General features: G+C 60.8%; 10 protein-coding genes. 9 read left to right on the top strand and 1 reads right to left on the bottom strand.

Annotation, left to right across the window (positions count from 1 at the left end):
• Positions 1 to 35: 35 nt before the first annotated feature.
• The gene (gene rpmE / locus PSH69_RS01900; protein ID WP_105340587.1) at positions 36 to 254 is read right to left on the bottom strand and encodes a 50S ribosomal protein L31; all 219 of its coding nucleotides are present in this window, start codon (positions 252 to 254) and stop codon (positions 36 to 38) included.
• Positions 255 to 583: 329 nt separating this feature from the next.
• Between rpmE and PSH69_RS01895 the strand changes: the two genes are divergently transcribed.
• The 9 genes from PSH69_RS01895 (at position 584) to phaC (PSH69_RS01855) (ending at position 12,945) form a co-directional block, all read left to right on the top strand.
• A complete protein-coding gene (locus PSH69_RS01895; RefSeq protein WP_305410871.1) occupies positions 584 to 2,803 on the top strand; it encodes a primosomal protein N' in 2,220 nt (739 codons plus the stop codon).
• Positions 2,804 to 2,969: 166 nt separating this feature from the next.
• Positions 2,970 to 4,706, top strand: a complete 1,737-nt coding sequence (argS, locus tag PSH69_RS01890; protein WP_305410870.1) for an arginine--tRNA ligase — start codon at positions 2,970 to 2,972, stop codon at positions 4,704 to 4,706.
• Between the two features lies 1 nt (position 4,707).
• Positions 4,708 to 5,418, top strand: a complete 711-nt coding sequence (locus PSH69_RS01885; protein WP_007936813.1) for an SPOR domain-containing protein — start codon at positions 4,708 to 4,710, stop codon at positions 5,416 to 5,418.
• A gap of 298 nt (positions 5,419 to 5,716) precedes the next feature.
• Positions 5,717 to 6,247 (top strand): ATP-dependent protease subunit HslV, encoded by a 531-nt coding sequence (gene hslV, locus PSH69_RS01880; RefSeq protein ID WP_007936812.1) that lies wholly within the window; start codon positions 5,717 to 5,719, stop codon positions 6,245 to 6,247.
• 54 nt (positions 6,248 to 6,301) lie between these two features.
• A complete protein-coding gene (hslU, locus tag PSH69_RS01875; RefSeq protein WP_105340591.1) occupies positions 6,302 to 7,642 on the top strand; it encodes an ATP-dependent protease ATPase subunit HslU in 1,341 nt (446 codons plus the stop codon).
• A 198-nt stretch (positions 7,643 to 7,840) separates the two neighbouring features.
• Positions 7,841 to 8,221 carry a gamma-butyrobetaine hydroxylase-like domain-containing protein gene (locus PSH69_RS01870; protein ID WP_018929151.1) on the top strand — a complete coding sequence of 127 codons (381 nt, stop codon included), beginning with the start codon at positions 7,841 to 7,843 and terminating at the stop codon, positions 8,219 to 8,221.
• 243 nt (positions 8,222 to 8,464) lie between these two features.
• The gene (gene phaC / locus PSH69_RS01865) at positions 8,465 to 10,144 is read left to right on the top strand and encodes a class II poly(R)-hydroxyalkanoic acid synthase (protein ID WP_007936808.1); all 1,680 of its coding nucleotides are present in this window, start codon (positions 8,465 to 8,467) and stop codon (positions 10,142 to 10,144) included.
• Positions 10,145 to 10,278: 134 nt separating this feature from the next.
• Complete coding sequence (phaZ, locus tag PSH69_RS01860; RefSeq protein WP_086944125.1) at positions 10,279 to 11,133, top strand: poly(3-hydroxyalkanoate) depolymerase; 855 nt, start codon at positions 10,279 to 10,281, stop codon at positions 11,131 to 11,133.
• Positions 11,134 to 11,262: 129 nt separating this feature from the next.
• Positions 11,263 to 12,945: a class II poly(R)-hydroxyalkanoic acid synthase gene (gene phaC / locus PSH69_RS01855; protein WP_305410869.1), complete on the top strand. Its 1,683-nt coding sequence runs from the start codon at positions 11,263 to 11,265 to the stop codon at positions 12,943 to 12,945.
• Positions 12,946 to 12,992: the final 47 nt, after the last annotated feature.

The raw sequence follows: 12,992 nt of genomic DNA, 5'->3' as shown, positions 1-12,992 counted from the left end.
GGAAAAACCGTAACGGCTTCCCAAGTTGATCGGCCTTAGGCCTTTTTCGCGCCGAAAGCACCGAAACGGTCTGCGAAACGCTGAACGCGGCCGCCAGTGTCCAGAGTCTTTTGCTTACCGGTGTAGAACGGGTGGCATTCGTTGCAAACGTCGATCGCCAGGGCTTTGCCGTAGGTCGAACGGGTTTCGAACTTGTTGCCGCAGCTGCAAGTTACGTCAACTGCTGGGTATTCTGGATGGATATCGGCTTTCATGGTGTCTTCCTCAGGCTAGCGTGCCGCCACCCAACACTATTGTTGAATACCGCACGTAATTAGGCCGCGGATTCTACCAGACCTTTGCAAACACGCAAGCTATGCAAGGTGTCCTCCATCAGAAAAGACTGTTCAATGCTGACGGCATCTTTTAATGCCAAGCTGCGTTGCTGCTCCTCCCCATAGCGCGCTTTGGGTCGTCGCAGCGCCTTGCCTGGCATTAAAATCCACTCGTCAGCACTTGAACGCTTTCCTGATGGAGGACACTTCTCCGACCGTCTGCTAGGCTCCCGGCCTTCTTCATCACCCCTCACCGAGAAAACAATCGCGTGCCCAACGCCATTCTGCGCCTCGCCCTGCCTTCGCCCCTGCGCCGCCTGTTCGACTATCGCGCCCCGGCCGGAGTCCTGCGCGCCCAGTTACACCCGGGCATGCGTTTGCGGGTGCCGTTCGGCCGGCGGGAGATGATCGGGATTCTGGTGGAGATCACCGACGACAGCGAAGTCCCGACAGAAAAGCTCAAACCGGCGCTGGCCCTGCTCGATGCCGTACCGCCGCTGCCACCCGCGCTGTTCAAGCTGTGCCTGTGGACGTCCCAGTATTATCAGCACAGCCTCGGCGACACGTTGAGCTGGGCGCTGCCGGTGTTGCTGCGTCAGGGTGAGCTGGCCGAAGCCCGTCAGGAGCGGTTCTGGTCCGCCGCGCCCGGCGCCAGCCTCGATGACCCGCGCATCGCCCGCGCCCCGCGGCAGCGCGAAGCCCTGGCGACCCTGGCCCAACATCCCCACGGCGTCGCCCATCAGTTGCTGAGCAAACTGATGCTGAGCAAGGACAGCCTCGATCTGTTGCTGGCCAAGGATCTGGTGCAGGTAGACATCCGCAGGCACGCGCCCGGCGCTCGCCACGAACACTGGCTGGCACAACCGGAATTGCCGCTCAATCCGGAGCAGCGCGCCGCTTATGAAGCGATTCGCGCCGGATTCGACAGTTATCACGCGTTCCTGCTGGCCGGCGTCACCGGCAGCGGCAAGACCGAAGTCTATTTGCAACTGATCCGCGAAACCCTCGAGGCCGGCAAGCAAGCCCTGGTGCTGATCCCGGAGATCAACCTCGGCCCGCAAACCCTGGCGCGCTTCGAACAGCGCTTCAATGCACGCATCGCGCTGATCCACTCCGCCGTCAACGACCGCGAGCGCCTGGACGCCTGGCTGGCCGCGCGGGATGGCGAAGCCGACATTATTATCGGCACCCGTTCGGCGCTGTTCACGCCGATGAAGAACCCCGGCCTGATCATCATCGATGAAGAGCACGACGGCTCCTATAAACAGCAGGAAGGCTTGCGCTACCACGCCCGCGACCTGGCGCTGGTTCGCGCCCGGCAGGAAAACATCCCGATTGTCCTCGGCTCCGCCACGCCTTCGCTGGAAAGCCTGCAAAACGCCTACACCGGTCGTTACGGCCTGCTGCGCCTGAATGAGCGCGCCGGTGGCGCCAAGCAACCGCGCTTCCTGCGCCTGGACGTGAAAAGTCGTCCACTGGACAGCGGCATTTCCGGGCCGATGCAGCAAGCCATCGGTCAGACCCTGGCCGCCGGCCAGCAGGTGCTGGTGTTCCTCAACCGTCGAGGGTTCGCCCCGACACTGCTCTGCCACGATTGCGGCTGGATGTCCGAATGCCAGCGTTGCGACGCGCGAATGACCGTGCACCAGCGCTCGGGCGAATTGCGCTGCCATCATTGTGGCTACGTCGAGCGCGTGCCTCGGCATTGCCCGAAGTGCGGCAAGGTCGATTTGCGGCCCGTGGGCGCCGGTACCGAGCGCGCCGAGGAGCGCCTGGGGATTCTGTTCCCGGACGTCCCGGTGCTGCGGGTCGACCGCGACAGTACTTCACGCAAAGACGCGATGAATCAGTTGTTCGCGACCATCCAGAAAGGCCAGCCGTGCATTCTGGTCGGCACACAGATGCTTGCCAAAGGGCACCACTTTCCTCGGGTGACCCTGGTGTCGATTCTCGATGCCGACGGCGGGTTGTTCTCCGGCGACTTCCGCGCCAGCGAGCGCATGGCGCAGTTGATCGTCCAGGTCGCCGGACGCGCGGGCCGCGCCGAAGAGCCGGGCAAAGTGATCATCCAGACGCACCTGGCGGACCACCCGCTGCTGGTGCAACTGACCGAGCAGGGCTATTTCGCCTTTGCCGAACAGGCATTGAGCGAACGCCGCTCCGCCGGGTTGCCGCCATTTGCGCATCTCGCGCTGCTGCGGGCCGAAGCGCACAAACCGGGGCAGGCCGAAGGGTTCCTCGATGAAGCGTGCAGCGAGGCCGAGCGACTGCTGGCCGAACAGCATCTGACCGGTATCGAGTTGCTGGGACCGGTTCCGGCACCGATGGAGCGCCGAGCCGGGCGCTATCGCGCACAGTTATTGCTGCAAGCCACGGCCCGGGCGCCACTGCATCGATTGTTGAGCAGTTGGTTGCTGGCTTTGGAGCAGATGCCCAGTGGGCGGGCAGTGCGTTGGTCTTTGGATGTAGACCCTGTGGATTTGTATTGATTGGAAGATTGCTTTCGCGAACAAGCCCGCGATAGCGGTCGAATAGTCACCACATATCCATAACCTGCCCGCTATAGTTGGCAAGCCCGTCTTCGCAACGGATAATGCCCAGTTTTTCCACCAGCGCACTGAAGCGCCGCCGCGCCTGCGGTCGAAAGAGAAGACCATGAAAGACACCATTCGCCAGCTGATCCAACAAGCCATCACCCAACTCGTCAACGAAGGTGTGTTGCCTGAAGGCCTGTCGCCGGCGATCCAGGTGGAAAACTCCCGTGACAAGACTCACGGCGACTTCGCCAGCAACATCGCGATGATGCTGGCCAAACCGGCCGGCATGAAACCCCGTGACCTGGCCGAGAAAATCATCGCCGCGCTGCCGGCTGACGAAAACGTCTCCAAAGCCGAAATCGCCGGCCCTGGCTTCCTGAACTTTTTCCAGAACACCCAAGCCCTGGCGACCCGCCTGGACGCGGCCCTAGCCGACGACCACATCGGCGTACGCAAGGCCGGCCCGGTGCAGCGCACCGTGGTTGACCTGTCGGCCCCGAACCTGGCCAAGGAGATGCACGTCGGCCACTTGCGCTCGACCATCATCGGCGACGGCGTGGCCCGGGTACTGGAATTCCTCGGCGACACCGTGATCCGGCAGAACCACGTCGGCGACTGGGGCACCCAGTTCGGCATGCTGATGGCTTATCTGCAGGAAAACCCGATCACCAGCGACGAGCTGTCGGACCTGGAAAACTTCTACCGCGCCGCCAAGCAGCGCTTCGACGAGTCCGAAGAGTTCGCCGACCGCGCCCGTGGCCTGGTGGTCAAGCTGCAAGCCGGCGACCCGGACTGCCTGGCCCTGTGGACCAAGTTCAAGGACATCTCGCTGTCCCACTGCCAGAAAATCTACGAACTGCTGAACGTCAAACTGACCATGGCCGACGTGATGGGTGAAAGCGCCTACAACGACGACCTGATCAACGTGGTCAACGACCTCAAGGCCAAAGGCATGCTGGTCGAGAGCAACGGCGCTCAATGCGTATTCCTCGATGAATTCAAGAACGCCGAGGGCGAACCGCTGCCAGTGATCATCGTCAAGGCCGATGGCGGCTACCTTTATGCCACCACCGACCTGGCGGCCGTGCGCTACCGCAGCGGCAAGCTCAAGGCCGATCGCGCGCTGTACTTCGTTGACCAGCGCCAGGCCCTGCACTTCCAGCAGGTGTTCGCCGTCGCCCGCAAGGCCGGCTTCGTGACCCATCCGATGGAAATGGAACACATGGGCTTCGGCACCATGAACGGCGCCGATGGCCGCCCGTTCAAGACCCGTGACGGCGGCACCGTGAAGCTGATCGACCTGCTGACCGAAGCCCAGGAACGCGCCTACACGCTGGTGAAGGAGAAGAACCCGGAGTTGGCCGAAGACGAGTTGCGCAACATCGCCAAGGTCGTGGGCATTGGCGCTGTGAAGTACGCCGACCTGTCCAAGCACCGCACCAGCGACTACAGCTTCAACTTCGACCTGATGCTGAACTTCGAAGGCAACACCGCACCGTACCTGCTGTACGCCTACACCCGAGTAGCCGGCGTGTTCCGCAAGCTAGGCAAGGACTTCAGCGCAGTCGAAGGGCAAATCGTCCTCGAAGCGCCGCACGAACATGAGCTGGCGGCGAAACTGGCGCAGTTCGGCGAAATCCTGAATAACGTGTCCGACAAAGGCACGCCGCACATTCTCTGCACCTACCTGTACGATGTTGCCGGCCTGTTCTCCAGTTTCTACGAGAACTGCCCGATCCTCGGCGCCGACACCCCGGCGCAGATGCAGAGCCGTCTGCGCCTTGCTGCGTTGACCGGCCGCACTCTCAAGCAAGGCCTGGAACTCTTGGGTCTGGAAACTCTGGAGCGTATGTAAGTTGGCTGCCAAGAAAAAACCTGCACCCAAGCGTGGCGCCAGCCGTTACCAAGCTCCTGCAAAGCAACCGATCCCGGGCTGGCTGTGGATGGCCATCGGCCTGACGGTCGGCGCGTTCATTGTGTTCCTGATGAAGCTGGAGCCGGGCAAGGGCAGTGACAGCGTCAAGCGCGAGAAGGTCGAGCAACAGCAGAAAGCTACCAAGATCGCCGAAGCCAACAAGACCCCGCCGAGCCCGACGCAACCGGTGAAGCCGAAGTACGACTTCTACACCTTGCTGCCGGAGTCGGAAGTGATCGTGCCGCCGGATGCAGTACCTGAGAAAACCCTGCCGACGCCACAAGTGCCGGCCGTGCCGACCACGCCAGTGACGCCTGCGGAAGCGGCGAAGATCGACACCGCCCGGGCTCAGGCGGCATTGGCCGGCATCACTCCGCCGCCAGCGCCACCGGTGGCTAAAGCGGCGCCGGTGACCAAGTTCTTCCTGCAGGCCGGTTCGTTCCGCAAACAAGCCGATGCCGACAAGGTTCGGGCGCAGATCATCCTGCTGGGTCAGGCCGTGGCGGTTGAATCCGGCACGGTGAAGGACGAGACCTGGTACCGGGTGCTGGTCGGCCCGTTCAGCAACCGCGAACAACTGACCACCGCCCAGAAACAATTGGCTGGCAGCGGCTTCAGCAATCTGTTGTTACAACAACGCCAGAGCCGCTGATCCCACTTTACAGTCAGAAGCAATCTGCTTTTGTGGCAAGGGAGCTTGCTCCCGTTCGGCTGCGAAGCGGCCCTAAAATCGACCGCCAAGGTCTGTCTGGCCAACCGCGGCGACCGACTTTAGGGCCGCTTCGCGCCCCAACGGGGGCAAGCCCCCTCGCCACAGGGATTCACTTGCACCCGCCTTCGCAAATGACACACCGCTCGTCCCCCGCCGCGTCCTACAGTTGAAAAACGCTCCACCACCCCCATATGAGTTGGCATAAGGCATTTTCGCCCCGCTGCGTGGAGACTCTCCCTTGACCACCATCGTTTCAGTTCGCCGCCACGGCAAAGTCGTCATGGGCGGCGACGGCCAGGTTTCGCTCGGCAATACCGTGATGAAAGGCAACGCGAAGAAAGTTCGCCGCCTCTACCACGGTCAGGTTATCGCCGGTTTTGCCGGGGCTACCGCTGACGCCTTCACCCTCTTCGAACGTTTTGAAGGCCAACTCGAAAAACATCAGGGCCACCTGGTTCGCGCCGCTGTCGAACTCGCCAAAGAATGGCGCACTGACCGCTCCCTCAGCCGCCTCGAAGCCATGCTCGCGGTCGCCAACAAGGATGCCTCCCTTATCATCACCGGCAACGGTGACGTGGTTGAGCCTGAAGAAGGCCTGATCGCCATGGGTTCCGGCGGTGGCTACGCCCAGGCGGCGGCCAGCGCGCTGTTGAAAAAGACCGACCTGTCGGCCCGGGAAATCGTCGAAACCGCTTTGGGCATCGCTGGCGACATCTGCGTGTTCACCAACCACAACATCACCATCGAGGAGCAGGATCTCGCTGAGTAAGCCTGTATCGGCCTAGCGCCACGGCTTACTTTTGCTTGAGGACCGCCAATTACTATGCCCATGACCCCCCGTGAAATCGTCCACGAACTCAATCGCCATATCATCGGCCAGGACGATGCCAAACGCGCCGTCGCCATTGCCTTGCGCAACCGCTGGCGCCGGATGCAGCTGCCCGAAGAGCTGCGCGTCGAAGTCACCCCCAAGAACATTCTGATGATCGGCCCGACCGGCGTCGGCAAAACCGAGATCGCCCGTCGCCTGGCCAAACTCGCCAACGCGCCGTTCATCAAAGTCGAAGCGACCAAATTCACCGAAGTGGGCTATGTCGGTCGCGACGTCGAATCGATCATTCGTGATCTGGCGGACGCTGCGATCAAGCTGCTGCGCGAACAGGAAATGACCAAGGTTCGCCACCGCGCCGAAGACGCCGCCGAAGAGCGCATCCTCGACGCCTTGCTGCCACCGGCACGCATGGGCTTCAACAACGAAGACGCCGCCCCGGCCCAGGACTCCAACACCCGTCAGCTGTTCCGCAAACGCTTGCGTGAAGGTCAGCTGGACGACAAGGAGATCGAAATCGAAGTGGCCGAAATCACCGGCGTCGATATCTCCGCGCCACCGGGCATGGAAGAAATGACCAACCAGCTGCAAAGCCTGTTTGCCAACATGGGCAAGGGCAAGCGCAAGAACCGCAAGCTCAAGGTCAAGGAAGCGCTGAAACTGGTTCGCGACGAAGAAGCCGGTCGCCTGGTCAACGAAGAAGAATTGAAGGCCAAGGCCCTGGAAGCCGTCGAGCAGCATGGCATCGTGTTCATCGACGAAATCGACAAGGTCGCCAAGCGCGGCAATACCGGTGGCGTCGACGTGTCCCGTGAAGGCGTACAGCGCGACTTGCTGCCGCTGATCGAAGGCTGCACCGTCAACACCAAGCTGGGCATGGTCAAGACCGACCACATCCTGTTCATCGCCTCCGGTGCGTTCCACCTGAGCAAGCCGAGCGATCTGGTGCCAGAGCTGCAAGGCCGCCTGCCGATTCGCGTCGAACTCAAGGCCCTGAGCCCGGAAGATTTCGAACGCATCCTAAGCGAGCCGCATGCATCGCTCACCGAGCAGTATTGCGCGCTGCTGAAAACCGAAGGCCTGCTCATCGAATTCCAGCCCGATGGCATCAAGCGCATTGCCGAGATCGCCTGGCAGGTCAATGAGAAGACCGAAAACATCGGTGCCCGTCGCCTGCACACCCTGCTCGAGCGCCTGCTCGAAGAGGTGTCGTTCAGCGCCGGCGATCTGGCCAGCACCCACGAGGAAAAGCCAATCCTGATCGATGCCGATTACGTCAACAGCCACTTGGGCGAATTGGCACAGAACGAAGACCTGTCCCGTTATATCCTGTAGGTCTCATTCTGTGTGAGCGGGCTTCTGTGGCGAGGGAGCTTGCTCCCGCTGGGTCGCGAAGCGGCCCCAAAGTCGGTGAATGCGGTTTAAGACCTCATTCGCCGGATTTACGACTGCTACGCAGCCGAGCGGGAGCAAGCTCCCTCGCCACAGAAGCCCGCCGACACAGGGCCTTCATACAGACGGAAGATCGGCCCCATGACGACCCAACTCCCCACCGACATCAAACTGCACAAAGCCTCGAAAACCCTGACGCTCAAATACGCGTCCGGCGAGGAGTATCACCTGCCCGCAGAATTCCTTCGCGTGCACTCTCCTTCCGCCGAGGTCCAGGGCCACGGCAAACCTATCCTGCAATTTGGCAAGATCGGCGTAGGCCTGAGCAAGGTCGAACCGGCCGGTCAGTACGCACTGAAATTGACCTTCGACGACGGCCACGACAGCGGACTGTTCACCTGGGAATATCTGTACCAGTTGGCGGTGCGCCAAGAGGATCTGTGGAACGATTATCTTGCGGAACTCAAAGCGGCTGGAAAGACCCGAGATCCGAACGAGTCGGTCGTCAAGCTGATGCTCTAGGTCAGGCCTCGAGGTATTTAGAGGGCATTTTCTAATTCCATCTGTTTGAATGCTTGGCTGCCGGGTCAACGATTGGCCCGCTTGCGAAAAAAATTAAACTCGGGTAACCAATGGAGCTGGCAAGTTCCGTGCATTTGTAGCTATGCGCAATTAACGGTCACCCCGAGCAGTAGTACCTGGCGTTTGCTGTGTGACTACACAGCTGGGCTCAGGTACTCGCCTCAGGACAATGGAGCGTCGTAGATGAGTAACAAGCAAAACGATGACCTGAAATTCCAGGCTTCAGAAAATACCTTGGGACTGAATCCTGTTGTTGGGCTGCGTAGAAAGGATCTACTGGGCTCTGCCCGAATGGTGCTGACACAGGCCATCAGACAACCCATCCACAGTGCCAGGCACGTCGCCCATTTCGGCATCGAACTCAAGAACGTGCTGTTCGGAAAATCCGAGCTTCAACCGCAAAGCGACGACCGCCGTTTCCTCGACCCGGCCTGGAGCCAGAACCCTCTCTACAAACGTTATTTGCAAACTTATCTGGCGTGGCGCAAGGAACTCCACACCTGGATCGATAAGAGCAATCTCTCGCCCAAGGACGTCGCTCGCGGGCATTTCGTGATCAACCTCATGACCGAAGCCATGGCCCCGACCAACACGGCAGCCAACCCGGCGGCGGTCAAACGCTTCTTCGAAACCGGTGGCAAAAGCCTGCTCGACGGCCTCTCCCACCTGGCCAAGGATCTGATCCACAACGGCGGGATGCCGAGCCAGGTCAACATGGGCGCGTTTGAAGTCGGCAAGAGCCTGGGTGTAACCGAAGGCGCAGTGGTCTTTCGCAACGACGTGCTGGAGCTGATCCAGTACAAGCCGATCACCGAGCAAGTGCATGAACGCCCACTGCTGGTGGTGCCGCCGCAGATCAACAAGTTCTATGTTTTCGACCTGAGCCCGGACAAGAGCCTGGCGCGCTTCTGCCTGCGCAACAACGTGCAGACCTTCATCGTCAGCTGGCGCAACCCGACCAAGGAGCAGCGCGAGTGGGGCCTGTCGACCTACATCGAAGCGCTCAAGGAAGCGGTCGATGTCGTCACCGCGATCACCGGCAGCAAAGACGTGAACATGCTCGGCGCCTGCTCCGGCGGCATCACCTGCACTGCCCTGCTGGGTCATTACGCAGCGATCGGCGAAAAGAAAGTCAACGCTCTCACACTGCTGGTCAGCGTGCTCGACACCACCCTCGACAGCGACGTGGCCCTGTTCGTCGACGAGCAGACCCTCGAAGCCGCCAAGCGCCATTCCTATCAGGCCGGCGTGCTGGAAGGTCGCGACATGGCGAAAGTCTTCGCCTGGATGCGCCCCAACGACCTGATCTGGAACTACTGGGTCAACAACTACCTGTTGGGCAACGAGCCACCGGTGTTCGACATTCTGTTCTGGAACAACGACACCACTCGCCTGCCGGCCGCTTTCCACGGCGACCTGATCGAGATGTTCAAAAACAACCCACTGATCCGTCCCAACGCACTGGAAGTGTGCGGCACACCGATCGACCTCAAACAGGTCGACGCCGACATCTTTTCCCTGGCTGGCACCAACGATCACATCACTCCGTGGAAGTCCTGCTACAAGTCGGCACAGCTGTTCGGCGGCAAGGTCGAGTTCGTGCTGTCCAGCAGCGGTCATATCCAGAGCATTCTGAACCCGCCGGGCAATCCGAAAGCACGCTACATGACCAGCACTGACATGCCGGTCAAGGCCGAGGACTGGATGGAAAATTCCACCAAGCACACCGACTCCTGGTGGTTGCATTGGCAGGCATGGCAGGCCGAACGCTCGGGCAAACTGAAAAAGTCCCCCGCCAACCTTGGCAACAAGGCCTATCCCGCGGGTGAAGCGTCGCCAGGCACGTATGTGCACGAACGTTGAGCTTCAAACAACTCGCAGTCCGCGGCACTGGGAGGTGCCGCGATTGTTATTAATCAGCCTCGAGGCCAGCCTCGAACATTCTGCGACGGCCCGGGATGGCCCGATCAGCGTTTAAAACCTACAGGGCTTCGTGCATGCCGCAACCGTTCGTATTTCGTACCGTCAACCTGGATGGGCAAACCCTCCGCACCGCGGTACGCCCCGGCAAGCCTCACTTGACGCCCTTGCTGATTTTCAACGGCATCGGCGCCAACCTGGAGCTGATATTTCCGTTCGTCCAGGCGCTGGATCCGGACCTGGAAGTCATCGCCTTCGACGTACCCGGTGTCGGCGGCTCATCCACTCCCAGCCGGCCGTATCGCTTTTCGGGCCTGGCGAAACTGACGGCGCGAATGCTCGACTATCTCGATTACGGGCAGGTCAATGTGATCGGCGTGTCATGGGGTGGCGCCCTGGCGCAGCAATTTGCCTATGACTATCCCGAGCGCTGCAAGAAACTGGTGCTGGCAGCCACGGCGGCCGGCACAGTGATGGTGCCGGGCAAACCGAAAGTGCTGTGGATGATGGCCAGCCCACGACGCTACATCCAGCCGTCCCATGTGATTCGCATCGCGCCGATGATCTATGGCGGCTCGTTCCGTCGCGATCCAACCCTGGCGGCCAGTCACGCCGCGCGGGTTCGCTCGGCAGGCAAACTGGGCTACTACTGGCAGCTGTTCGCCGGGTTTGGCTGGACCAGCATTCACTGGCTGCACAAGATCCAACAGCCGACCCTGGTGCTGGCCGGCGACGACGACCCACTGATCCCGCTGATCAATATGCGCATGCTGGCCTGGCGAATTCCCAATGCCCAATTGCACATCATCGACGACGGACATCTGTTCTTGATTACCCGGGCCGAAGCGGTGGCACCGATCATCATGAAGTTTCTCGAAGAGGAACGTCAGCGCGCAGTGATGCATCCGCATCCGGCGCCATCGGGCAGTTGACCGGCCCCGGCTTTGGTTCAGGAAAAGAGCGTCGACAGGACGTCGTACCGCGCAACAATCCGCAACAACGTCTATGGTGATTTGTTCGGTGAGTTTGTTTTTGGCCTGATGACGAAGGAGTGTTGACTCATGCGCGACAAACCAGCGAAGGGCTCCTTGCCCACTCCCGCTGCATTCATCAACGCACAGAGTGCGGTTACCGGTCTGCGCGGCCGGGACTTGCTTTCAACCTTGCGCAGCCTGGCCACCCATGGCCTGCGCAACCCGGTGTACACGGCCCGGCATGCCTTGAAGCTGGGCGGCCAGCTTGGCCGCGTGTTGTTGGGTGAGACCCTGCACCCGATCAATCCGCAAGACAATCGCTTTGCCGACCCGGCGTGGAGCCTCAACCCTTTTTATCGCCGCAGCTTGCAGGCCTACCTGAGTTGGCAGAAGGAGGTCAAAAACTGGATCGACGAGAGCAACCTGAGCCCGGACGATCGCGCCCGCGCCCACTTTGCGTTTGCCTTGATCAACGACGCCGTGGCGCCGTCCAACACCCTGCTCAATCCGCTGGCGGTCAAGGAGATCTTCAACTCCGGCGGTCACAGTCTGGTGCGGGGTATCGGCCATCTGCTCGATGACCTGCTGCACAACGACGGTTTGCCCAGACAGGTCACCAAACAAGCATTCGAGGTAGGCAAGACAGTCGCCACCACCACCGGATCCGTGGTGTTTCGCAATGAGCTACTGGAACTGATCCAGTACAAGCCGATGAGCGAAAAACAGTATTCCAAGCCGTTGCTGATCGTGCCGCCACAGATCAACAAGTTCTACATTTTCGACTTGAGCCCCAGCAACAGCTTCGTCCAGTTCGCCCTTAAAAACGGCTTGCAGACATTCATTATCAGCTGGCGCAATCCCGATGTGCGTCATCGCGAATGGGGGCTGTCGTCTTATGTCGAAGCCACCGAAGAAGCGATGAATGTGTGCCGGGCGATCACCGGTTCCCGCGACGTCAACCTGATGGGTGCCTGCGCCGGCGGGCTGACCATCGCCGCGCTGCAGGGGCACTTGCAGGCCAAGCGACAGCTGCGGCGGGTGTCCAGCGCGACCTATCTGGTGAGCCTGCTCGACAGTCAGATAGAAAGCCCGGCCACCCTCTTCGTCGACGAACAAACGCTGGAAGCGGCCAAGCGCCGCTCATATCAGAAGGGCGTTCTGGAAGGTCGCGACATGGCCAGGGTTTTTGCCTGGATGCGCCCCAACGATTTGATCTGGAATTACTTCGTCAATAACTACCTGCTGGGCAAGGAGCCACCGGCGTTCGACATCCTCTACTGGAACAATGACAACACGCGCCTGCCGGCAGCGTTTCATGGCGACCTGCTGGACTTCTTCAAGCACAACCCGCTGAGTCATCCGGGCGGGCTGGAAGTGTGCGGCACTCCGATCGACCTGCAAAAAGTCACCGTCGACAGTTTCAGCGTGGCCGGCATGAACGATCACATCACCCCGTGGGATGCGGTGTATCGCTCGACCTTGCTGCTGGGTGGCGAGCGGCGCTTCGTGCTGTCGAGCAGCGGTCATGTGCAGAGCATTCTCAACCCGCCGCACAACTCGAAAGCCAACTACGTCGAGAACCCGAAACTGAGCAGCGACCCGCGGGCCTGGTATTACGACGCCAAACGCGTCGACGGCAGTTGGTGGACACAATGGCTGAGCTGGATTCAGGAACGCTCCGGCGCACTACACGAAACCAAGATGCCCCTCGGCAACCAGAACTATCCACCGATGGAGGCGGCACCCGGTACTTACGTGCGCGTGCGCTGACGTTCAATGAACCACGGCCGCCAATGGCCGTGGCCTGACTCGACCAT

Source organism: Pseudomonas sp. FP1740 (genome assembly GCF_030687165.1).
Taxonomy (GTDB): Bacteria; Pseudomonadota; Gammaproteobacteria; order Pseudomonadales; family Pseudomonadaceae; genus Aquipseudomonas.
This window is presented reverse-complemented; position numbering and strand designations above follow the sequence as displayed.

What these genes read in the sequence shown, in the direction of transcription:
- rpmE (WP_105340587.1), bottom strand. Translation starts at nt 254, where the DNA reads ATGAAAGCCGATATCCATCCAGAATACCCAGCAGTTGACGTAACTTGC.
- argS (WP_305410870.1), top strand. Translation starts at nt 2,970, where the DNA reads ATGAAAGACACCATTCGCCAGCTGATCCAACAAGCCATCACCCAACTC.
- hslU (WP_105340591.1), top strand. Translation starts at nt 6,302, where the DNA reads ATGCCCATGACCCCCCGTGAAATCGTCCACGAACTCAATCGCCATATC.
- PSH69_RS01870 (WP_018929151.1), top strand. Translation starts at nt 7,841, where the DNA reads ATGACGACCCAACTCCCCACCGACATCAAACTGCACAAAGCCTCGAAA.
- phaC (WP_007936808.1), top strand. Translation starts at nt 8,465, where the DNA reads ATGAGTAACAAGCAAAACGATGACCTGAAATTCCAGGCTTCAGAAAAT.
- phaZ (WP_086944125.1), top strand. Translation starts at nt 10,279, where the DNA reads ATGCCGCAACCGTTCGTATTTCGTACCGTCAACCTGGATGGGCAAACC.
- phaC (WP_305410869.1), top strand. Translation starts at nt 11,263, where the DNA reads ATGCGCGACAAACCAGCGAAGGGCTCCTTGCCCACTCCCGCTGCATTC.